At 71.3% G+C, this 21,112-nt stretch carries 24 protein-coding genes; 13 read left to right on the forward strand and 11 right to left on the reverse strand.

Annotation, left to right across the window (positions count from 1 at the left end; genetic code table 11):
• From VMS22_07445 to VMS22_07470, 6 genes are all read left to right on the forward strand, one after another.
• On the forward strand, window positions 1-597 hold a 597-nt coding region (locus VMS22_07445), incomplete at its 5' end, for a hypothetical protein (GenBank protein HXJ33862.1).
• A complete protein-coding gene (locus tag VMS22_07450; GenBank protein HXJ33863.1) occupies window positions 597-1,733 on the forward strand; it encodes a glycosyltransferase family 4 protein in 1,137 nt (378 codons plus the stop codon). The genes VMS22_07445 and VMS22_07450, both read left to right, overlap by 1 nt.
• Window positions 1,730-2,773 (forward strand): 4-hydroxythreonine-4-phosphate dehydrogenase PdxA, encoded by a 1,044-nt coding sequence (pdxA, locus tag VMS22_07455; protein HXJ33864.1) that lies wholly within the window; start codon window positions 1,730-1,732, stop codon window positions 2,771-2,773. The genes VMS22_07450 and pdxA overlap by 4 nt, the downstream gene beginning before the upstream one ends.
• A 7-nt stretch (window positions 2,774-2,780) precedes the next feature.
• Window positions 2,781-3,419 (forward strand): cyclase family protein, encoded by a 639-nt coding sequence (locus VMS22_07460; GenBank protein HXJ33865.1) that lies wholly within the window; start codon window positions 2,781-2,783, stop codon window positions 3,417-3,419.
• Between the two features lie 6 nt (window positions 3,420-3,425).
• On the forward strand, window positions 3,426-4,637 hold the full coding sequence (locus VMS22_07465; protein ID HXJ33866.1) for a four-carbon acid sugar kinase family protein: 1,212 nt from the start codon (window positions 3,426-3,428) through the stop codon (window positions 4,635-4,637).
• Complete coding sequence (locus VMS22_07470) at window positions 4,634-5,107, forward strand: peptidylprolyl isomerase (GenBank protein HXJ33867.1); 474 nt, start codon at window positions 4,634-4,636, stop codon at window positions 5,105-5,107. The genes VMS22_07465 and VMS22_07470 overlap by 4 nt, the downstream gene beginning before the upstream one ends.
• Here the strand turns inward: VMS22_07470 and VMS22_07475 are convergent.
• Complete coding sequence (locus VMS22_07475; GenBank protein HXJ33868.1) at window positions 5,049-7,298, reverse strand: hypothetical protein; 2,250 nt, start codon at window positions 7,296-7,298, stop codon at window positions 5,049-5,051. The two genes, VMS22_07470 and VMS22_07475, sit on opposite strands and share 59 nt — an antisense overlap.
• A gap of 66 nt (window positions 7,299-7,364) precedes the next feature.
• Here VMS22_07475 and VMS22_07480 point away from each other — a divergent pair, with 66 nt between their 5' ends.
• Genes VMS22_07480 through VMS22_07510 form a run of 7 tightly spaced genes read left to right on the forward strand, consistent with a single transcriptional unit; the run spans window position 7,365 to window position 13,185 of the window.
• Complete coding sequence (locus VMS22_07480) at window positions 7,365-8,330, forward strand: SDR family oxidoreductase (protein ID HXJ33869.1); 966 nt, start codon at window positions 7,365-7,367, stop codon at window positions 8,328-8,330.
• A gap of 34 nt (window positions 8,331-8,364) precedes the next feature.
• On the forward strand, window positions 8,365-8,631 hold the full coding sequence (locus VMS22_07485; GenBank protein HXJ33870.1) for a hypothetical protein: 267 nt from the start codon (window positions 8,365-8,367) through the stop codon (window positions 8,629-8,631).
• Between the two features lie 5 nt (window positions 8,632-8,636).
• Window positions 8,637-9,788: a glycosyltransferase gene (locus VMS22_07490; GenBank protein ID HXJ33871.1), complete on the forward strand. Its 1,152-nt coding sequence runs from the start codon at window positions 8,637-8,639 to the stop codon at window positions 9,786-9,788.
• A 10-nt stretch (window positions 9,789-9,798) separates the two neighbouring features.
• Entirely contained in the window at window positions 9,799-11,031 is a 1,233-nt protein-coding gene (locus tag VMS22_07495; GenBank protein ID HXJ33872.1) for a glycosyltransferase, read from the forward strand.
• 35 nt (window positions 11,032-11,066) lie between these two features.
• A complete protein-coding gene (locus VMS22_07500; GenBank protein ID HXJ33873.1) occupies window positions 11,067-11,474 on the forward strand; it encodes a DUF983 domain-containing protein in 408 nt (135 codons plus the stop codon).
• Window positions 11,402-12,409 (forward strand): ABC transporter ATP-binding protein, encoded by a 1,008-nt coding sequence (locus VMS22_07505; GenBank protein ID HXJ33874.1) that lies wholly within the window; start codon window positions 11,402-11,404, stop codon window positions 12,407-12,409. Before VMS22_07500 ends, VMS22_07505 begins: the two co-directional genes overlap by 73 nt.
• Window positions 12,410-12,411: 2 nt before the next feature.
• Window positions 12,412-13,185: an ABC transporter permease gene (locus VMS22_07510; GenBank protein HXJ33875.1), complete on the forward strand. Its 774-nt coding sequence runs from the start codon at window positions 12,412-12,414 to the stop codon at window positions 13,183-13,185.
• A 396-nt stretch (window positions 13,186-13,581) separates the two neighbouring features.
• On the opposite strand, the gene VMS22_07515 is transcribed toward VMS22_07510, so the two are convergent.
• The 10 genes from VMS22_07515 to coxB form a co-directional block, all read right to left on the reverse strand.
• Window positions 13,582-14,109, reverse strand: a complete 528-nt coding sequence (locus VMS22_07515) for a hypothetical protein (GenBank protein ID HXJ33876.1) — start codon at window positions 14,107-14,109, stop codon at window positions 13,582-13,584.
• Between the two features lie 184 nt (window positions 14,110-14,293).
• Complete coding sequence (locus VMS22_07520) at window positions 14,294-14,797, reverse strand: SCO family protein (GenBank protein HXJ33877.1); 504 nt, start codon at window positions 14,795-14,797, stop codon at window positions 14,294-14,296.
• A gap of 83 nt (window positions 14,798-14,880) precedes the next feature.
• The gene (locus VMS22_07525; protein ID HXJ33878.1) at window positions 14,881-15,225 is read right to left on the reverse strand and encodes a cytochrome C oxidase subunit IV family protein; all 345 of its coding nucleotides are present in this window, start codon (window positions 15,223-15,225) and stop codon (window positions 14,881-14,883) included.
• 23 nt (window positions 15,226-15,248) lie between these two features.
• The gene (locus VMS22_07530; protein ID HXJ33879.1) at window positions 15,249-15,851 is read right to left on the reverse strand and encodes a heme-copper oxidase subunit III; all 603 of its coding nucleotides are present in this window, start codon (window positions 15,849-15,851) and stop codon (window positions 15,249-15,251) included.
• Window positions 15,848-16,147: a hypothetical protein gene (locus tag VMS22_07535; protein HXJ33880.1), complete on the reverse strand. Its 300-nt coding sequence runs from the start codon at window positions 16,145-16,147 to the stop codon at window positions 15,848-15,850. Before VMS22_07535 ends, VMS22_07530 begins: the two co-directional genes overlap by 4 nt.
• A gap of 4 nt (window positions 16,148-16,151) precedes the next feature.
• Entirely contained in the window at window positions 16,152-16,754 is a 603-nt protein-coding gene (locus VMS22_07540; protein ID HXJ33881.1) for a cytochrome c oxidase subunit 3, read from the reverse strand.
• A complete protein-coding gene (gene cyoE / locus VMS22_07545; GenBank protein HXJ33882.1) occupies window positions 16,751-17,659 on the reverse strand; it encodes a heme o synthase in 909 nt (302 codons plus the stop codon). The genes VMS22_07540 and cyoE overlap by 4 nt, the downstream gene beginning before the upstream one ends.
• Window positions 17,656-18,600, reverse strand: a complete 945-nt coding sequence (locus VMS22_07550) for a COX15/CtaA family protein (GenBank protein HXJ33883.1) — start codon at window positions 18,598-18,600, stop codon at window positions 17,656-17,658. Before VMS22_07550 ends, cyoE begins: the two co-directional genes overlap by 4 nt.
• Before the next feature lie 3 nt (window positions 18,601-18,603).
• Window positions 18,604-20,361, reverse strand: coding sequence for a cytochrome c oxidase subunit I (gene ctaD, locus VMS22_07555; GenBank protein ID HXJ33884.1), 1,758 nt, complete (start codon window positions 20,359-20,361; stop codon window positions 18,604-18,606).
• A gap of 28 nt (window positions 20,362-20,389) precedes the next feature.
• Window positions 20,390-21,073 (reverse strand): cytochrome c oxidase subunit II, encoded by a 684-nt coding sequence (coxB, locus tag VMS22_07560; protein ID HXJ33885.1) that lies wholly within the window; start codon window positions 21,071-21,073, stop codon window positions 20,390-20,392.
• Window positions 21,074-21,112: the final 39 nt, after the last annotated feature.

The raw sequence follows: 21,112 nt of genomic DNA on the forward strand, positions 1-21,112 counted from the left end.
AACGTCCGCGGCCGCGAGCCGGAGGGCACGGTCGCTCGCGGCGACTACGAACGCGTGCGCGACGACGTGCTCTCGGCGCTCACGAGCTGGCGATACGACGACGGCAGGCCGGTCGTGGCGCGCGCGTGGCGTCGGGAGGAAATCCTCTCCGGCCCGTTCGTCGACCGGGCGCCCGACGTCCTCGTCGATCTCGCGCTCGTCGAGGGCTACAGCCCCTCGTGTCTGCGCAGCGGCGGCGCGGGGCCCGCGATTCGGACCCTCGATCGCCGCGGGCACGGCGCGGGGAAGGGCGCGGGCATGAACGGCGCCCATCGGCCCGACGGGCTCTTCGTGCTCGCGGGGGACGGCGTCCGCGCGGGCGCCCTCGCGCGGTGTCACGTCACCGACGCCGTGCCGACGCTGCTCGCCGCAGCCGGCGTTCCGATCCCGCACGGCCTCGACGGCACGGTCCGGACGGCCGCCCTCGTGCGAACGCCCTTGTACGAGGAGGACACGGTGCCGCCGCCGACGGGTGAGCGGGCGCCCTACGACGCCGCTGCTGCCCGCGAGGTGGCCGATCGCCTGGCGGCGCTCGGCTACGTGGAGGCGGCGCGCTGATGCGGGTCGCGCTCGTCGTCGCCGGCCCGTATCCGGCCTTCCGCGGGTCGCAGGTGCTCGTGGGGCACGTGGCCGACGGCCTGCGCAGCCGCGGCCACGAGGTCCGGCTCGTCACCTACGGCACGTGGCTCGCGCATCGACCGGGCGTGCATCCGGCACGCATCGTCCTCGACGCCGCCCTCGTCGCGCGGCTCGCGTGGATCGTGTGGCGCGACGGCATCGACGTCGTCCACGCGCACAACTACGAGGCGGCGATCGCGGGACTCGCCGCCGGACGTCTCACGGGCCGCCCAGTCGTCTATCACGGCCACAGCGCCCTGGCCGACGAGCTGCCGACGTACGCCCGCTCGCCGCAAATGCGGCGGCTGGCCGCACGGATCGGCCGTGCACTCGACGCACACGTCCCGCGGCGTGCCGACTTCTGCATCGCCGTCACCGACGAGCTCGGCGCGCGGCTCCGGCAGGTAGGCGTGCGCGAGGAGGCGCTCGCGTGCATCGAGCCGGTCGCCGTTCCAGGCGAGCTACGGCCCATGGCGGCCCGTCCCGGCGAGGAGCCGCTGGTGTGCTACGCCGGCAACCTCGACGGCTACCAGAACCTCGAGTTCCTGCTGGGCGCCTTCCGCCAGGTGCGGGCGGCGGAGCCGCGCGCCCGCCTGGTCCTCGTGACCCATGCGGACGCGCAGGCCGGCGCGGCACGCCTCGCGTCGGGGGTGGCCGAGAGCGGGGTGGAGATCGTCCACGCGGCGTCCTACGATGAGGTCCGGGCGCGACTCGGGCGGGCGGCCGTCGCGGTCTGTCCCCGCACCGAGCGCTCCGGCTTCCCGATGAAGCTCCTCAACTACATGGCCGAAGGAAAGGCGATCGTCGCCTCGGCAGGCTCGGCCAAGGGGCTCGTCGACGGCGTCACGGGACGCGTCGTCCCCGACGGGGACGCGGACGCGTTCGCGCGCGCCGTCGTCGCGCTGCTCGCCGACCCCGAAGGTCGCGCCCGCCTCGGACGCGCCGCGCGCGCCAGCGTCGAGGACACGCGCGCGTGGGAGAACGTGCTCGATCGGCTCGAAGCCGTCTATCACCGGGTGGTCAGCCGGGCCGGCGTGCGGCCGGCCCACGCACCCGTCACGGGAGTACGACCATGACCCAACGACCCCGCGTCGGCATCACGATGGGCGACGCCGCCGGCATCGGCCCCGAGATCACCGTGAAGTCGCTCGCCGACCCGCGCGCGACCGAGTGGTGCGTCCCGCTCGTGCTCGGCGATGCCCGCGTGCTCGAGAAAGCGATGGACGCAACCGCCGTGCGGCTGCCCATCCGGCGCATCGCGGGCCCCGCCGACGCGCAGGGCACGCCCGGCACGATCGAGGTGATCGACTACGCGAACATCGACATGGGCCTCCACCGCTGGGGCGAGGTGAAGCCCAGCTTCGGCGACGCGGCCGTGCGCTACACGAAGGATGCCGGCGCGATGTGCCTCTCGGGCGCGATCGACGCCATGGTGTCGGCGCCCCTCAACAAGGAAGCCATGCACGAGGCGGGCCATCCGTACGAGGGACAGACGGAGATCCTGGGCGAGCTGACGCACAGCCGGCCGGCGATGGTGATGGTCGTCGACAAGATGCGCCTCATGCTGTTCACGAATCACATGGCGCTGCGCGCGGTGTGCGACTACGTCACCAAGGAGCGGATGCTCGACCGCATCGTGCTGGCGGATGCGGCGCTGCGCGACATGGGGATCGCGAAGCCGAAGATCGCCGTGGCGGGCCTCAACCCCCACGCCGGCGAGGCCGGCGTGTTCGGGCTCGAGGAGGTCGACCACGTGGCGCCCGCCATCGAGGCGGCGCGCTCGCGCGGCATCGACGCGCAGGGCCCGTTCCCTGCCGATACGGTCTTCTTGAAGTCGCGCGACGGCGTCTACGACATGACCATCGCGCTCTATCACGATCAGGGTCTCATGGCGGTCAAGCTGGTGGGCTTCGGGCGCGTCGTGACGCTCCTCATCGGCCTGCCACTCATCCGGACGTCCACCGGACATGGCACGGCGTTCGACATCGCCGGCAAGAACGTCGCCGACCACGTGAACCTGCTCGAAGCGATCCGGGTGGCGGCGGAGGTCGCGCGTGGCAAAGCAGGCTCGGGCGAGCGCGGTCTCGCCGCGGCGTACGGGCGCAAGGCGGCCTGAGGATCGCATGACGAGCCCGCGCCGCGTGATCGACGTGTCGGTGCCGAACGGGCCCGGCCAGCACGTGTATCCGGGCGATCCCGAGCCGCGCGTCGAGCCGGTGCGCCGGATCGCGAACGGCGACCCGTGCAACCTCTCGCTCCTCGGCATGGGGAGCCACACGGGCACGCACGTCGACGCCCCGTACCACTTCCTGGCCGACGGCCCGCGCCTCGGCGAGGTCCCGCTCGATCGCATGGTGGGCCCGTGTCTGGTGGCCGATCTGCGGGGGCGGCGCGCCGTCGACGCGGCGTCGCTCGCGGGCGTGCCGCTCGAACGCGGCGACATCCTCGTCTGCCTCACCGACAACTCGGCGCGCTGGAGCGCGCCGAGCTTCCAGCGCGACTTCACGTTCATCACGCGCGATGCCGCCGATCTGATGGTCGAGCGCGGCGTGCGCGCGGTCGGCATGGACTACCTCTCGATCGAGGAGTTCGGCAGCCCGGACTTCCCGGTGCACCATCGCCTCCTCGGGGCGGGGATCTTCGTCATCGAAGGACTCGATCTGCGCCGGGTCGCGCCGGGCCGCTACTATCTCGTGTGCCTGCCGCTCAAGTTCCCCGACCTCGACGGCGCGCCTGCGCGCGCGGTGCTGCTGGAGTACTGACGGGGCATGGAGCCCCTCTGCGTCATCGCCGACGATCTGACCGGGGCGTGCGATGTCGGCGCCGCGCTGCTGCCGTGGCCCGAGTCCGTCCTGGTCGACGTGGGGACCGGCGACCCGGTGCGCCCGCCCGTGCCCGGGCTTCACGTTCGCAACACGCAGAGCCGCGCGCTGCCCGCACCGCGCGCCGCCAAGGCCGTGACGAGCGTGCTGCGGACGCTGCCGCGGCCGTGGAAGGGCATCCTCGTCAAGAAGATCGACACGGGGCTGCGCGGCTCGCTCGGGGCCGAGCTCGACGCCGCCATCGAAGCCGTCGGCGCCGCCGAAGCGTTCGTGCTCCCGGCGATCCCCGACACTGGGCGGACGACGGTCGGCGGAATCCAGCGCATCGACGGCGTGCCGGTCGATCAGACGGCCTTCGCGACCGATCCCGAGAACCCGGTGCGCGACGCGCGGGTCGGCGCGGCGATCGAGGTGACGAGCCGCCGCCGCACGGGCATCCTCGAGTTGACCCACGTGCGCCGGGGCGCGGTGGCGGCGGCCGTCGACCGCCTGCGGGCCGAGGGCACCCAGGTCGTCGTGTGCGACGCCGAGACCGAGCAGGATCTCGAACGGACGCTGCAGGTGCTGGCGGCACGCGCACGGCCGCTCGTGCTCGCGGGTTCGACCGGCCTCGCCCACGCGCTTCGTCGAGTGCTCGGCGCGCCGGCGGAGGGCGCAGCGCCCGGCAACCGCACGCCCGCGCCCGGGAAGGGTGGCGTGCTCGTGGTCGTCGGCAGCGCACACCCCGTGGCGCGCGTCCAGCTCGCGCGTGCCGAGGCGCTGGCCTGGCTCCGTGTGATCGTGGTGGCCAAGGACGCGGACGTGTCCGGCGCGGCGACGGCGGCTGCGGCCGCGATCGCGACGGGCGGCAACGTCGCGCTCGTGACGCCCAACGAGCGCGCGAAACCCGGCGCCGTGCTCCCGGTCGCCGCGGCGGCGGAGATGGCGCTCGCCGCGGCGCTTCCGGCGGGGCTCGTGCTCGTCGGCGGCGAGACCGCCTTCCGCACGCTGGTGGCGATGGGTGTTCGATGGCTCGCGGTCGACGCCGCACCGGCGCCGCTGTGCGTGCGCGGCCACGTCGCGAGCGGCGCACGCGCGGGACTCGCCGTCGTGACCAAGGGCGGGTCGAGCGGGCCACCCGAGCGCGTCGCGGATCTCATCCGGGAGTTGACGGCGTGAGCGACGACCTCACCGTCGCTCCCGACCGCGTGGTGACGGTCGAGTACACCGTCCACCTGGAGAACGGGCGCCTGCTCGACTCGACGGGGCACTGCGGTCCGATCGCGATCATGGTCGGCGCGGGGCAGCTCTTTGCGGCGCTCGAGGATCGCATCATCGGCATGCGGCCGGGCGAGACGCGCGAGCTCCGCATCCCGCCCGAGGAGGCATACGGCGTCGGCCACGACGAGCTGGTGCGGACGATCCCGCGCGATCTCCTGCCGCCGGACCTCGAGCTGGTGGTCGGCGAGGAGTACCGGTTGAAGAGCCCGGACGGAAAGCCGCTGCGCTTCCGCGTCGTCGAGATCGCCGGCGGGGCGGTGCGCGCCGACTTCAACCCGCCGTTCGCGGGTCAGGCCCTCTTGGCCACCGTCACCGTGGTCGCCGTCCGGATGCCGACCCCCGAGGAGGAGCGGCGCGGGCGGGTGTAGGCGCCGGCGCGGGCTCGACCGCGAGCGGGCCCAGGATGCGGAATCCGCACCGCCCCGAGATGGCGAGGGTCTTGCCCCAGTCGCCGATCTCCATCCGGTCGACCGTGGCGAGCCCGAGCCGCCGATAGGACGCGTTCTTCGTGAGCACGGCGAGGTAGCCGAGGGGCAGCGCGTAGCGCGGATCTTCGAAGCGCGACGCCTCGGCGACCAGCGCGTCGGCGTACCGTACGAGCCAGTCGCGGATCCGTGGCTCGCCCGTGATCGCGTGCACCGCCGCGAGCCCGTCGGCGAGGATGCCCATCTTCCAGTCGCCGGCCGCCGGGGTCGCCTGGTGGGCGCCGAGCGCCGTGTCGGCATAGCTCTTCGCGGCATCGCGGTAGCGCCCGTCGCCCGTGGCGTCGTAGGCGGCCGCGAGCGCGATCATGGGCCAGCCGAACTGGCGCGGGTTGCCGGCCTTGTAGCGGCGCCGCACGAGCACGTCCGCGATGCCGCGCGCGGCGTCGAGCGAGCGCACCTCGCCCGTGAGCCGATAGTGCGTCACGAGCCCTTCGAGCCACGTGTGGCCGAGGTCGATCGTGTTCGGCGATTCGACGGCGAAGTGCTTCACCTTGTGCGGGTGGTTGATGCCGACCACGTCTTCGTGGCCGGGCGCGAAGTGGATGATGTCGACGTCGCGATAGTGGCGCCCGGCGGCGATGAACGCGTCCCAGTCCTCGCGCGCTCCGGTTCCCGCCCAGGCGAGGCCCAGGACCTGGGTCAGGTCGTATTCGAGGTTGCCCCAGGCGTCGCATCCCTCGCTCCGATCGCGATAGCCGGGAAAGTTCCAGTCGCCCCAGTTGAGCGCGCCGTAGGTCCCGACGCGTTCGCGCTCGCTCGTGCGCTGATCGCACGGCACGGGCGGCCCGTCGTCCCATCGCTCGGCGCGGCCGCGGGCGAGGTAGCGACCGATCCCGATCTGGAGGCGGGAGAAGAAACTCGCGGCGCCCGGCGAGGCGGCGGCGAGCGCGTTCGGGAGCGCGCGCGACGCGACGATCCAGGCGGCATCCGGCCGCGCGACCAGCGGATGCTGCAGCCGGGTTGCGAGTGCGGCGGGGTCGGCGGCGTGCGCGGGATCCTCGATCGCGATCCAGAGGTCGAAGGTCTTGGCGGCGCCGATGCCGAGGTCCACCGTCTCGTCGCCGTGTCCGGCGAGGAGATCGACCGTCAGCTCTCCCGGGCCGACACGAAGCGCCTGCGGCCACTCCTCGCGCAGGTAGCGACGGACGAGCGTCACCGCCACGCCGTCGCCGGCGGCGCGCAGCCATCCGTCGGCCTGCTGCGCGAGCGGGGTGCCGTCGAGCGCCGGCGCGCCCGCGTCCCACTGTGCGAGCGTGTGTGCCTCCTTCAGGTCCTCGAAGCGCCGCGCGCCCCCGCCGACGCCGACGGCGCCGCTCGCAAAGCGCCCGCGAACGGTGAACGGGAACGACGTGATGCGGCTGTAGGAGCGCGACGAGAAGCTCGTCAGCGTGAGCTGCACGCGGACCCACGGTTGGCCCGCGAAGGCGGCGATGCGGAGCTCGAAGGTGAGGTCGCTCGGGTAGCGGCCCTGCAGGAGGACCTCCGTGCGCACCGGACCCTCGGTCTCGATGCCGGAACGCAGGTCACGCAGAGCGCCGGGGGATTGCTCGGCGACCGCCGGGTCGGGGACGGGCACTTCGCCCAGCGCCGGACGGCCCTTCAGGCGAGCCGAGCGAAGCGTGGCGGTCGCGTCGCGCGGGACGGTGAGCTCGAGCGGCCCGCTCGTGAGGACGATGTCGGTCGCGGTCCGGGCCGTCCGCACGGCGTCGGGGAAGGCGGCGGCCTTCCCGCCACCGTCCCGCAGCGTGTAGGTGACGGTCTCGTCCGCGCCGGCACTGGCGAGGAAGTCCAGCAGGAGCCAGCGTATCGATCCATCGGGCCAACGCTCGAGGATGTGCGTCTGCGAGAGCGCCGGATGGTCGCTCGGGTCCGCGATCCAGAGGCCGGCGGTCGTGCGCACGCGCCCCGCGGGCAGCGGCACGCCGACGGTCACCGGCTCGGCCTTGCGCGCGACGCCGGCCGGCTCGGCGATCGCGAGCGGTACCCGGAGCGGCGCGGCCGTTCCCCGCCAAGCGCACAGCAGGAGCAGGGCGACGGCGAAGCGGAGCGCGCGCACGAGACGGCAGCGTGCCACTCACCATGCTCCTCGGCAAACCGTCTGAGCTTGCGGCTCACGTCGGCCTTGCATAGAGTCCGGCGGGTGAGCCAGGAAAAGGTATACCTCGTCACCGGCGGCGCGGGCTTCATCGGATCGAACATCGCGGAAGCGCTCGTGAAGCGAGGCGATCGCGTCCGTGTGTTCGACAACTTCGTGACCGGCCGCCGCGAGAACCTCGAGGCCGCGGGTCGCGTCGAGCTGATCGAGGGCGACCTGCGCGACCCGGTCGCGGTCCGGCGCGCCGTCGCAGGCGTCGACGGCGTCTTCCACGAGGCCGCGTTGCGCTCGGTGCCGCGCTCGGTCGACGACCCCACCAGCTCGAACGAGGTCAACATCACCGGCACGCTGAACCTCCTCATGGCGTGTCGCGAGGCGAAGGTTGGGCGCGTCGTGTACGCGTCGTCCTCGTCGGTCTATGGCGACGACCCGGCGCTGCCGAAGGTCGAGACGCTGCCGACCAATCCCATCTCGCCGTACGCCGTCTCGAAGCTCGGGGCCGAGAACTACTGCCGCACCTTCGCGCGGCTGTACGGCCTCGAGACGGTGAGCCTGCGCTACTTCAACGTCTTCGGGCCGCGCCAGAACCCGGAGTCTATCTACTCCGCGGTGATCCCGCGTTTCCTCGAGCAGGCGCTCAAGCGCGAGCCCCTCGAAGTCCACGGCGACGGCCTCCAGTCGCGCGACTTCACGTACATCGACAACGTCGTGCAGGGGAACCTCCGCGCCATGCAGGCGCCCGCCGCGGGCGTCTCGGGCGAGGTGTTCAACATCGCGTGCAACACCCGGCACTCGCTCATCGACATCGCCGACGAGATCGGACGCTTCCTCGGCCGCACCCTCGAGCGCAAGCACGTCGCCGCGCGGGCGGGCGACGTGAAGCACACCCTCGCGGACATCTCCAAGGCGGAGCGCCTGCTCGGCTACAAGCCGACGGTCGACTTCGCGGAGGGGATGCACCGCACCTGCACCTACTTCGTTCAGCGCTTCGGCACCGGAGCGGCCGCCTAGCAGAGCGCGCGCGGCGCGCCGTGGGGGGACGGACATGAGCGTCGACATCCACCGCGAAGCAGACGAGCTCTGGCGCTACTACAGCGAGCTCGGCCGGCGGCTCTCGCAGGCCGGCGTGCGCGACGTCCCCGATCTCCTGGGGCTCTACGAGCAGTTGAAGCGCGCCCTGGACGCCGTCAGCGCACAGGAGATCCAGTGGGCGCTCGACCAGGCGCAGGGACTGATCGAGACCCTCGTCCGCATGGCGTCGGACCTCCAGGCGCTGCGGGCGCTCAAGGGGGCGCTCGAGAAGCAGGGCTGAGGCGCGTGGCGGGCGACCCGGTCCGCATCGCGTACGTCATCGGCGAGCTCGGCACGGGCGGCGCCGAGTACCAGCTCTACGAGCTCGTGCGCGGCCTCGATCGCCGCCGCTATCTGCCGCGCGTGTTCGCGCTCGCGACCGGCGGATACTGGGCGGCCCGGCTGCGCGAGCTCGGCGTCGACGTGCGGGAGCTTCGCCACGTGCGCTCGGCGGATCTCTCGCGCCTCCTGACGCTGCGACGCGGTCTCGCGGAGTTCGCCCCGCAGATCCTGCATACCGTGCTCTGGTCCGGCAACGCATACGGACGCCTGGCATCGGTCGGGCTCCGGATTCCGGTCGTCATCACCGCCGAGCGAAACGTCGTACGGCGCCCGGCCTGGCAGATCGTCTTCGAGCGTGCGCTCGATGTCGTCACCGATCGCTACCTCGTGAACTCGCAGGCGATCGTCGGCGAGCTGGTGGACCACGGCCGGCTCCCGCGCCGCAAGATGCAGGTGATCCACAACGGCATCGATCTCGGCCGGCTGCCCGCGTTCGATCCCGACCGGCGCGTTGCCCGCGCGGCGCTCGGCTTCGACCCGGTGCGCCGGCTGGTGGTGCAGGTGGGCCGGCTGGAGGCGCAGAAGGACTATCCGACGTTCCTCGCCGCCGCCGCCCGCGTCGCGGCGCGCTTCCCGGACGTCGACTTCCTGGTCGTCGGCGAGGGGGGGCTGCGCGCCGACCTCGAGGGCGTGGCGCGCGGGCTCGGGATCGCCGAGCGCGTGCGCTTCACCGGCGTCCGGCACGACGTCCCGGCGCTGCTCGCGGGCTGCGACGTGTGCACGCTGACCTCGCTCTACGAGGGCCTCCCGAACGTCGTGATCGAGGCGATGGCGACGGGAGCCGTGGCGGTCGCGACCGACGTGGGCGGCGCGCGCGAGCTGGTCGCGTCGGGCGAGACCGGCTACGTCGTGCCGGCGCGCGACGTCGAAGCCGTGGCCTCCGCCACGACGGCCGTGCTCGCGGATCCGGAGCGGGCGCGCGCGATGGCGGTCGCCGCCCGGCGGCGGATCGAGGCCGGATTCACGGTCGAGGCCATGGTGCGCGACACGAGCGCGGCCTACGACGAGCTGCTGCGGGCGGCCGGCGCGGGCGCGCCGGTCCGGCGCGCGGCGTGAGGCGGACGACGTGCGCATCGCCTACGTGATCCCCGCGTATCCGCCGCTGCCGTCGCAACCGTTCGTCGTGAACGAGATGGTGGAAGTGCAGGACGCGGGACACGAGCTGACGATCGTGGCGCTCTACAGCCGTCCGGCGGAGGCGGTCCCGCACGCCACGTTCGCCCGGCTGCGTCCCGCGCACGTCCTGCCGCCGGCCCTGGTCGACCCCGTGAGCCTTCTCCTCGCGCTGTGGGTCGCGCTCATCCATCCCGTGCGCACCGTGCGGACGCTGGGCGGCCTGCACCGTGCGGCGGGCCTCAACCCGTGGGCCCACGCGAAGCTCTTCGCCGTGACGCCGAAGGCGCTCTCGGCGGCGTGGCGACTCTCGCGCCTCGGCGTCGAGCACATCCACGCCCACTTCGCGAACCAGATGGCGGACTGCGCGGCGATCGCCGGCGAGGTCGCGGGGATTCCGTTCTCGTTCACGGCCCACGCCTACGACATCTACTCGACGACGTCGCAGCAGCGGAACGAGACGCTCGGCTGGAAGCTCCGGCACGCCGCGCGCGCCGTCGCGGTCAGCGAGTACGGAGCGCGCCTCATGCGCGCGCATCTGCCGCCCGATGCCGCCGACCGGGTGCAGGTGGCGTACGTGGGGATCCCGATGGAGCTCTTCCGTGCCGAGCCGCCGTCGCCCGAACGTGAGCCGTTGCGCCTGCTGGCGGTCGCGCGCCTGTGCGAGAAGAAGGGCATCGACACGCTCCTGTCGGCCTGTGCGCTGCTGCGCGATCGGCGGGTCGCCGTCGAGCTGGCCGTCTTCGGCGACGGCCCGCTGCGAGGAGCGCTCGTCGCGCAGGCCGAGCGCCTCGGGCTCGGCGCCGCGGTGCGCTTCGGCGGGGCGGTGCCGCAGGAGGAGATCGCGCGCCAGATGCGCGCCTGCCACGCCTTCGTGCTGCCGTGCCGCCGCGATCGGCACGGCGACATGGACGGGATCCCCACCGTCTTCATGGAGGCGATGGCCACGGGCCGCCCGGTCGTCAGCTGCGCCGTCTCCGGAATCCCGGAGCTCGTGCGGGACGGCGAGACCGGACTCCTCGTTCCTCCCGACGATCCACCGGCGCTGGCCGACGCGATCGCGCGGCTGGCGAGCGATGCCGCGCTGCGCGCCCGTCTCGGGGTGGCGGCGCGCGCGCTGGTCGAGCGCCAGCACGATCAGCACACGAACGCGCGCCGGACCGTCGCGCTCGTCGCCGGCGCCTGATCGACCGCACGCGCCGTGCCTGGTACGGTCCGCTGGTGGCGACGCGTCATCTCCCGACCCGGGTGTCGATCCCGGAGACGCTCCGGCGCGCCCTCCTGCTTCGCTGCCCGCGCTGCGGGCAGGGCGAGATCTTCTCGGGGTGGTTCGCGATGCGCGAGGCGTGCCCGCGCTGCGAGCTGCGCTTCGAGCGCGAGCAGGGCTACTTCGTCGGCGCCATCTACGTGAACTACGCGCTCACGGCGGTCCTGTCCCTCGGCGGGGCCATTCTCCTCGACGTGCTGTTCGGCCTCCCCGTGTGGGCGCAGCTCGCCGTCGCGTTCTCGCTCGCCGTGCTGGTCCCAGTCGTGTTCTTTCGCTATTCCAGGAGCCTGTGGCTGGGGATCGACCACTTCGTGACGGCGGCGGACGAGTCGGCGGAGCGGCGCAGCAGGCGGGCGCCCTGACGACCGCCGCCATCCAGGTGGAGGGGCTTCGCCGCAGCTACGGCGAGCGAGAGGCCCTCGCCGGCGTCAGCTTCGAGGTGCGGCGCGGCGAGCTGTTCGCGCTCCTGGGGCCGAACGGCGGGGGCAAGAGCACGCTTTTCCGCATCCTCGCCACGATCCTGCCGCCGAGCAACGGCACGGCGCGCGTGCTCGGCCACGACGTCCGTACCCATCCGCAGGAGGTGCGCCGACACATCGGCGTCGTCTTCCAGCACCCGAGCGTCGACGGCAAGCTCACGGTCGAGGAGAACCTCCGCCACCAGGGTCACCTCTACGGCATGCGCGGCCACGACCTCGCACAACGCATCGAAACGCTGCTCGATCGCTTTGGACTGACCGAGCGGCGCGGTGAGCTGGTGGATCGGCTCTCGGGCGGTCTCGCCCGCCGCTGCGAGCTCGCGAAGGGGCTCCTGCCGCGCCCGTCGGTGCTGCTCCTCGACGAGCCCAGCACCGGCCTCGATCCGGGCGCGCGCCGCGACCTGCTGCAGTACCTGCGCCGCCTGCGGGACGAGGACGGCATGACCGTCGTGATCACGACGCACTACCTCGAGGAGGCCGAGCGCTGCGATCGGGTCGGCGTCATCGATCGGGGCCGGCTGGTCGCCCTCGACACGCCGACGGCGCTGACGGCCGCCGTCGGCGGCGACGTCGTCGTCGTGCAGCCGACCGACGTCGACGCGCTCCGCGACAAGGTGCGGGCGCGCTTCGGCCTCGAGGGCGTGCGCGTCGACGGCACGTTGCGCCTGGAGCACGCGCACGGCCACGAGCTGGTACGCGATCTGGTGAACGCCTTTCCGGACGACGTCCACAGCATCACGTTCGGCAAGCCGACGCTCGAGGACGTGTTCGTGCGGCTCACCGGCCGCCGGCTGTTCGCCGACGAGGCGGAGGCGTAGCAATGCTCGCGGTGATGACGCTCTGGCAGCGGGAGATCGTGCGCTTCGTGCGGCAGCGCAGCCGCGTCGTCGGGGCGCTCGTGCAGCCGATCGTGTTCTGGATCCTCCTCGGCGGCGGGCTCTCGGCGTCGTTCCGCCCGCCCGGGACACCCGCGGGGACGGGCTACCTCGAGTACTTCTTTCCGGGGACGATCGCGCTGGTGCTCCTCTTCACGGCCATCTTCGCGACCATCGCCGTCGTCGAGGACCGGCGATCGGGGTTCCTGCAGGGCGTACTCGTCGCGCCGGTCCCCCGGCGCAGCATCGTCCTCGGCCAGACGCTGGGCGGTACGACGCTGGCGGTGGTGCAGGGGCTCCTCTTCCTCGCGATCGCGCCGCTGGCCGGCATGCCGCTCACGGCGCTCCGCGTGCTCGCGACGACCGGCACGATGGCCCTCGTCGCCTTCGGGCTCACGAACCTCGGCCTCCTGATCGCGTGGCGCATGGAATCGACGCAGGGATTCCACGCCATCATGAACCTCATCCTGCTTCCGATCTGGTTCCTCTCCGGCGCGTTCTTCCCGGCCACCAACGCACCGACGATCCTGCGCTGGCTGATGCAGCTCGACCCGCTGACGTACGGCGTCGCGGCGGTGCGCTCGTGCATGTACCTCGGCGGCGACGCCGGCTTCGGGGAGCTGCCGGGGCTCGGCGTCTCGCTCGCGATCACCGCGGCGTTCGGGCTCGTCACCTTCGTGGCGGCGACGGCGGTGGCCGAGCGCAGCGCCACGCTCTGAGGAACGTCTTCGTAGCAGCGCAGCGTCGGTGCCGCGAGGCTGGGGGCGAGGCTTCGGCTTCGGCTCCGCCGCGCGACAAGACAATTGCGTCGTCACGGCCCTTGCACTTCGTCGCGCCGCTTCGCAGGCGCCTCCGCCTCGCCCCCAACCTCGCGACAAACGACGCCCGCCACGACTGCTCTCCCTCAACGGTGACGCGGGCGAGCCAGCGGCGACGCCCAACGTGACGTCGGCCGGGCCGGCGGTGCGCGGGGCGGGCGGCGAGGGCGGAGCGCCCTTGAGCCGCGCCGGCGCTCCGTCGTGGCGATGCTCGGCAGGCTGGGATCGCCGCGCGGCGAATTAAGCGGAGCCCTCGCCGCCCGCCCCGCGCTCCACGCCCGCGGCCAAGCGAAGACACTACGGCTGGATCGCCAGGTGACGATGCCCGCGCCAGAACGTCATGGCCATCGCGCCCGCCGCGAGCAGGTTGCCGACCACGATGGCGGGCCAGGCGACGGCCTGGAGGACGGGCTCGGCGAACAGCATGCAGGCGCCGACGAAGCCGAACTCGAAGACGAAGAAGAGGAGGAGGATACCGAAGCCGGCGTGCGAGTTGTGCTCGGCGAGGAGCAGCAGGCGCGCGGCCACCATGCCGACGCACAGGAACACCAGCATGTGGATCCAGGTGAAGCTGAGGACGACCTCCAGCGACGGCGCGAGCGTCGCGGGATTCTCGAGCCCCGCGCCGCCGCGGAAGATGGCCATCCCGAGCACCGTCGGCGTGTAGAGCCAGCGGCCGCTCAAGCCGTCGAGGAGGGCGAACCAGAGGGCGATCGTCGCGGCGCCGATCAGGCCCGCGCGAATGCCTTCGGAGTAGGCGGTGACGAACTCCCGGTCCCGGACTTCGATCGTGACGGGATCGAGCGCACCGGTCTGCGTGGCCATCGGGCGACTCCTTTCAGGCGCCCCGGCGGGGCGCCGGTCATCGAGCCTGGGTCGACCACTACGCTCGCACCGCGGGGCCGTCAACGGTAGTGCCAGCGCGCAGGCGGGGCGGTTCTGGGCGCGATCGGCAGCCGGCGCGAAGCGCGACCGGTATCGCCGCACAGCAGGTGCCAGGACGCGGCGCTCAGCGGCCGGGGCCGGTGGCGAGTCGTGTGGCGTCGTCGGCGAGACGCCGCAGATCGTCGGGATCGGAGCCGTGGTAGTAGCCGCGGATTCGCAGGTCGGCGTCGACCAGGACGAAGCGATCGCTGTGGGTGATCGGCCCCGACGGCGGCCCGTCGTCCGCGAACGCGACGTGGAAGCCGTCCTTCAGGAGCGTCGAGACGTCGTCGCGCGGCCCGGTCGCGAACTGCCAGCCGGGGCCCGCGTGGTGGGCCGTGGCGTAGCCGCGCAGGACCTCCGGTGTGTCGTACCCCGGATCGACGCTGAACGAGACCAGCGTCACGGGTGCGGCGGACGCAGCGAGGGTCTGCTGGAGATCGCGCATCCGCGACGTCAGCAGCGGACACACGTCCGGACAGCGGGTGAAGATGAAGTCGGCGATCCAGACCTTGCCGCGGAGATCGTCCTGCGTGAGCGGGGTCCCCGCGCGCTCGGTCATGTGGAACGCGGGGACGGTGCCGAGCACCGGGAGCGCGGGCGTCCCGCAGGCTGCGAGGGCGACCGCGAGGGCGACGAGCCGGCGCCGCCGAAGCGAGCGAATCGCCGCCGTCAGTGCTCCGCCGCCGCCGGCGCGTCGACCACCGCGTGGGTCAGGATGCGCGTCAGCGCGCCCAGGTCGGGCGTCAGCATGAGCAGGAGGAAGACGCAGAGGATGGCGGGCGTGAGCGCGATCCAGGTGAGCGTGTTCCGCTCGTTCGCGAGGTGCATGTAGTAGAGCGCGACGAGCGCGGCCTTGGTCGCCGCGAAGATCACGAGCGCCATCGCGATCAGGAAGTGCGGGATCGGCATGTAGATGACGCCGATCTCGACCACCGTGAGGATGCCGAGGATGAGGAAGATCTGCAGGTAGCGGCGCTCTTCGTGCGCGAGCGCTTCGGGATCGTGGTGTGCCATCGGAGAATCTCCTCGATCGCTCGTCAGAGCAGATAGACGAAGGTGAACACGAGAATCCAGATCAGGTCGACGAAGTGCCAGTAGAGCGCGGCGATCTCGATCTCGTTGTTGTGCGGGTCGGTGTACTTCCCCAGGAGCGCGCGGGCGAGGATCACCGAGAGGTAGACGACGCCCGAGAAGACGTGCATGCCGTGGAAGCCGGTCAGGATGAAGAACGTCGCGCCGAAGTTGTCCTTCCGGATCGACTGACCGTGCTCGATGAGATGCGTCCACTCGTAGGCCTGGCAGGACAGGAAGAGGACGCCGCCCAGGATGGTGAGGCCGAGGAATTTGCGGATCTTCGCCTGATTGCCGGCGCGGAAGCCGGCGAGCGCCTCGACCATGGTCACGCTGCTGCACACGAGCAGGAACGTCATCGCGGCAGTGAGCTGGATGCCGAGGATCGACGACGGGCGCGGCCAGTGGGGATCGCCGTAGCGGAGCGCGCCGTAGGCGGCGAGCAGCCCGCCGAAGCTCATCGCGTCGGCGGCCAGGAAGTTCCACATGCCGAGCTTGCCCCAGCTCTCCGGGGTGAGCGGCGACTCGGCCGGTTCGACCAGGTGGTGCTCTGCGACGGCGGTGCTCACGGGGTGACCTCCTTGGGACCGTCGGCCGGCGCGTCGGTGCGCCGGCGCGACAACGGAATGATGGTGGCGCGACGTCCAGCCATGGCGCGCCGATAGAGCAGCACGACGCAGGCGGCGCCGGCGAAGAAGATCGAATACGGGGCGGCCATGAGGAAGAGCACGCTCGTGTTGAAGGCGGTGACGGTCGGGTCGTTCTGGCCGAACGAGTTCCCGCACATGGCGCACTGGGCGAGCGCGTAGGGCGCCCATCCGGCGAGGGCAGCGAGCACGAGCACGATGATGGCGCGCGTCCTCATGGTCTCAGTATAGATACACCAGCGGGAACAGGAACGCCCACAGCCCCGCGACGAAGAACCAGTAGATGGCGCACATCTCGAGCCCGGCGTAGGCCTCCGCACGGAAGCGCCCGCGGCGCGCGAGCAGGGTCACGACCACGAGCCACACGACGGCCCCGAGCACGTGCACGGCGTGGCAGCCGATGAGGACGTAGAAGGCGGCGCCGTAGATGGAGCTGCCGAGCGTGAGGCCGTGGTGAACGAGGCGGGTCCACTCTCCACCCTGGACGGCGAGGAAGACGATGCCGAGGAGCGTGGTGACCCCGAGCGCGGCGGCCGCGCGCGGGCGGTCGTCGCGTCGGATCGCACGCAGCGCGGCGGTCATCGGAACGACACTCGCGAACAGGACGAGCGAATTGATGGTCGTCACCAGCAGGGGAAGCCGCGGCTGATCGGCCGGCGGCCAGACCGCGTGCGAGAGCCGCACGACGACGTACATGCCGACGAGGCCCGCGAACAGCATCAGCTCGGACGTGACGAGGGCGATCATCGCGATCCGCGTGCTCGCGACGGGCGGCACGCGTTCGACCGGCTGGCGCTGCGGCATCGTGAGGCTTCCAGTGTTCATGGGAGCGTCGGCAGCTTGTCGAACGCCATGACGGCGAGGAGAACCGGCAGGTAGACGAGCGAGGTCAGCATCAGTCGCCGCGCATCGGCGGGCGCACCGGAGCGCTTGAGCGCGAACGCCGCCCACAGGAAGGCGAGGGAGAGGACGAGCGCCGCGACGAAGTAGACCGCGCCCGCCATGCCCACGAGCGTCGGCATGAGCGCCACGGGCAGCAGGGCGAGACAGTTGACGACCGAGTGCGTACCGGTGCTGGCGCCACTCCAGTCGACGACCGGCAGCACCCGGATGCCGGCGCGCGCATAGTCGTCGCGATACAGCGTCCCGATCGCCAGCGTGTGCGGCACCTGCCACAGGAACATGATGGTGAAGAGCAGCCAGGCCTCGAAGCCGACCTCGCCACGGGCGGCAGCCCAGCCGACGACGGGCGGCAGCGCGCCCGGAATGGCGCCGACCAGGGAGCAGAGCGACGTCACCGGCTTCAGCGGCGTGTAGACGAGCAGGTAGGTGACGGCGATCGTCGCCGTGAGCGCGCCCGCGAGCGGGCCCACGAACGCGAACAGGTAGGCGAGGCCGGTGCTCGCGAGGGCGAGGCCGAAGACGAGGGCTTCCACCGGCGCGAGGCGGCCGTCGGGAAGCGGACGGTGGCGCGTGCGCAGCATCCGGGCGTCGCGACGGCGCTCCATGAACTGGTTGAGCGTCATGGTACCGCCGGCGGCGAGTGCCGTGCCGACGAGCGTGTGCAGGAGCTGTGCGGTGTCGAACGTGCTCGTCGAGCCGAGGTAGTAGCCGACCAGGGTCGTGATGAGGACCATCAGCACGACGCGCGGCTTGGTGAGCGCGAGGTAGTCCGACAGACGTTGCCGGACGACCATGCCCTGCGCGGTGATCGGCGCGGACGGCGTCATGCGGGCACCGCGTGCCGGAGACCCGGCGCCATGGATGTCGCGACCGCCGAGCGGCCTGCCCGCAGCGTCACGACGAGGCACGTCGCGAGGAGGCCGGCACCGATCACGAGATGGGTGGTGGTCGGCACGACCGCGCGACGCGTCCAGACGATGAGCGCGCCGAGCGTCACCTGCGCGGCGAGCAGCCCGAGCGAGAGCACGGCGAGGCGAACGAGGCGGTCGTCCGCGGGACGATGCCGAACGGCCGCGATCGCCAGGGTGATCACGAGCGCGGACACCACCGCGGCGCCCACCCGATGCGCGAAGTGGATCGCGATGAGCGAGGTGTCGAAGGGCGGCACGAGTCGCCCGAACGCGAGCGGGAAGTCCGGAATCGCGAGCCCGGCGCCGGAGTGGCGGACGAGCGCGCCCAGGACCAGCTGCACGAAGATGGCGGCCGTCGTGCACGCCGCGAGCGCGGGCAGCGGCGCGCCGAGCTCGAGCGGGCGACGGCGGGGCGCACCCCACGCCGGGGCCGTCACCACGGCCATCGTCACCGAGAGGCAGAAGAAGATCTGCGCCAGGCACGCGTGCGTGACCGAGACGGCTAGCGGCAGCTTGTAGAGGACGGTGACGCCACCGAGCACGCCCTGGAGGATGACGGCGAGCATCATCAGCATCGCCAGCAGGCGCACGCCCGGGCGCGTCTCGCGCATCACCGTCCAGACGGTGAGGATCACGGTGAGGAGGCCGACCGTCGACGCCGCCAGACGATGTCCGTGCTCGAAGAGGACGCCGCCCACCATGGCCGGGAACACCTGGCCGAACGACAGCGGCCAGTCGGGCACCGCGAGGCCGGAGCCGGTGCTCGTGACGAGGCCGCCGATGAACAAGAGGACGTACGTCGCCGCCGCGGTCGCGACCGCGAAACGATGCCGCCCGATGCTCGAGGCCTCCGCCATCGTTCAGTGTGCCGAGCCGGCCACCTGCGGATCGAGCCGCCGCGCCTGCGGCAGGTAGTCCTCCTCGACCAGCGGCGAGGAATACTCGTACGGCCCGCGATAGACGGTCGGCAGCGGTCCGGGGAAGTTGCCGTGCGGGGGCGGCGTCGGAGCCTCCCACTCGAGCGTGTTCGCCTTCCACGGGTTCTTCTCGGCCTTCGGCCCCGCGATGAGCGTCCAGAAGACGTTCGCGAAGAAGATGAGCTGCGAGATCCCGAGGCAGATCGCGCCGATGGTGATGAACACGTTGATCGGCTGCAGCGGCTTCAGGAAGTCGTACTGCGTCGGGTTGTAGATGCGCCGCATGTGGCCGCCGACGCCGAGGATGTGCATGGGGAAGAACGTCATGTTGAAGAAGATGAGCGTCAGCCAGAAGTGCACCTTGCCGAGCCCCTCGTTCAGCATGCGGCCGAACATCTTCGGGAACCAGTAGTAGATCCCCGCGAAGATGCCGAAGATGCTCCCGCCGAAGACGACGTAGTGGATGTGCGCGACGATGTAGTACGTGTCGTGGATGAAGATGTCGACGGGCGTCGACGCCATGAAGATGCCCGAGAGGCCGCCGATCACGAACATCGACACGAAACCGAGCGCGAACAGCATCGGCGTCCGGAACTGGAGGTTGCCGCCCCAGATCGTGCCGAGCCAGTTGAACGTCTTGATGGCCGAGGGGACGCCGATGACCATGGTCGTCATCATGAAGCTCATCCCGAGCATCGGGTTCATGCCGCTCTGGAACATGTGGTGGCCCCACACGATCCACGACAGGAACGCGATCGCGATCATCGAGAACGCCATGGCGTGGTAGCCGAAGATGGGCTTGCGCGAGAACACCGACAGGATGTCGGACGAGATGCCCATGGCGGGAAGGATCAGGATGTAGACCTCGGGGTGGCCGAAGAACCAGAAGAGGTGCTGCCACAGGAGCGGCTCGCCGCCGAGGGCGGGGTTGAAGAAGTGGGTGCCGGCCATCCGGTCGAAGAGCAGCATGCCGAGCGCGGCCGTGAGGACGGGCAGGGCGAGCAGCAAGAGGATCGCGGTGATGAAGAGCGACCAGATGACGAGCGGCATCCGGAACCAGGTCATGCCGGGGGCGCGCATGTTGATGATCGTGGTGATGTAGTTGACCGAGCCCATGAGCGACGAGGCGCCGAGGATGATGAGGCTGATGCACCAGAGGTTCTGGCCCATGTCGACGCCGCTGTAGGCGGGGTTCGCGGACAGCGGCGGATATGACGTCCAGCCCGCGGAGGCGGCACCGCCGGTCACGGCGAAGCTCGCCAGCATGAGGATGCCGGCGGGGACGGAAGTCCAGAACGAGAGCATGTTGAGGAACGGGAACGCCATGTCGCGCGCCCCGATCATGAGCGGGATGAGGAAGTTCCCGAAGCACCCGACCAGGATCGGCATGACCGCGAAGAAGATCATGATCGTCGCGTGCATGGTGAAGAACGCGTTGTAGGTGTCGGGCGGGATCACGCCGTCGAACATGAGCGGCTCGGGGACCCACTTCATGCCGGGGACCGCCGTCTCGGGCCAGGCGAGCTCCCAGCGCACGAGCAGCGCCAGGATGCCACCCAGGACCAGCATCGAGAGTCCCATGCCCAGGAACTGCTTTCCGATCACCTTGTGATCGCGCGAGAAGACGTACGTCGACCAGAAGCCCGCCTCGTGGTGTTCCACGTGCTGGTGGGCTTCCGCGTGAACCATGGGCTTGCTCATACCCGACTCCTCAATCCCTTCGGTGTGATCAATTGTAGGCTGGGGTGCTGACCGCGGCGCCGACGCCCCGCTCCTTGGCCCAGGCGTCGTACGCGGTCTGCTCGTCGACGTAGACTGAGCCCTGCATGCCCGAGTGACCGAACCCGCAGAGCTCGGCGCACGGGACCTCGTACTTCCCCGCCGCCGTCGCCTTGAACCACACCGGAATCTCGCGGCCGGGAACCGCGTCCTGCTTCAGGCGGAACACCGGGACGAAGAAGCTGTGGATCACGTCCTTCGATCGCAGCGTGATGCGCACGGTCTTGTTGACCGGCACGTGGAAGTCGTTGTCCATGGAGACGTCGTCCTCGGTTCCGAGCTTCCCGTCCGGACCGGGGTACGTGATCTCCCAGTTGAACTGCTTCGCGGTCACCCAGATCGTGTAGTCGCTCGGCGGCATGCGCCACTTGATGTCGGCCCAGGTCGTCCGGCTCATGATGGCGAGGGCCGCGAGCATGAGCGCCGGGATGACCGTCCAGACGATCTCGAGCGTCGTGTTGCCGTGGGTATAGGTCGCGCGCCGGTTCGGGTTGTAGCGATACTTGAACGCGAACCAGAGCAGCGTGATCTGGACCGCGAAGAACGTGAACGTGGTGATGTAGTAGATGAGGTAGAACAGCCAGTCGATCTGTCCCGAGTACGTCGAGACGCCCGGAGGCAACCAACCCATCATGGCTCGGATCCGCCTACTTTCCTCGCCGCTCCGCGCGTT

The organism is Candidatus Eisenbacteria bacterium, from assembly GCA_035577985.1.
In the GTDB taxonomy this organism is placed as follows: Bacteria; Desulfobacterota; Binatia; order DP-6; family DP-6; genus DATJZY01.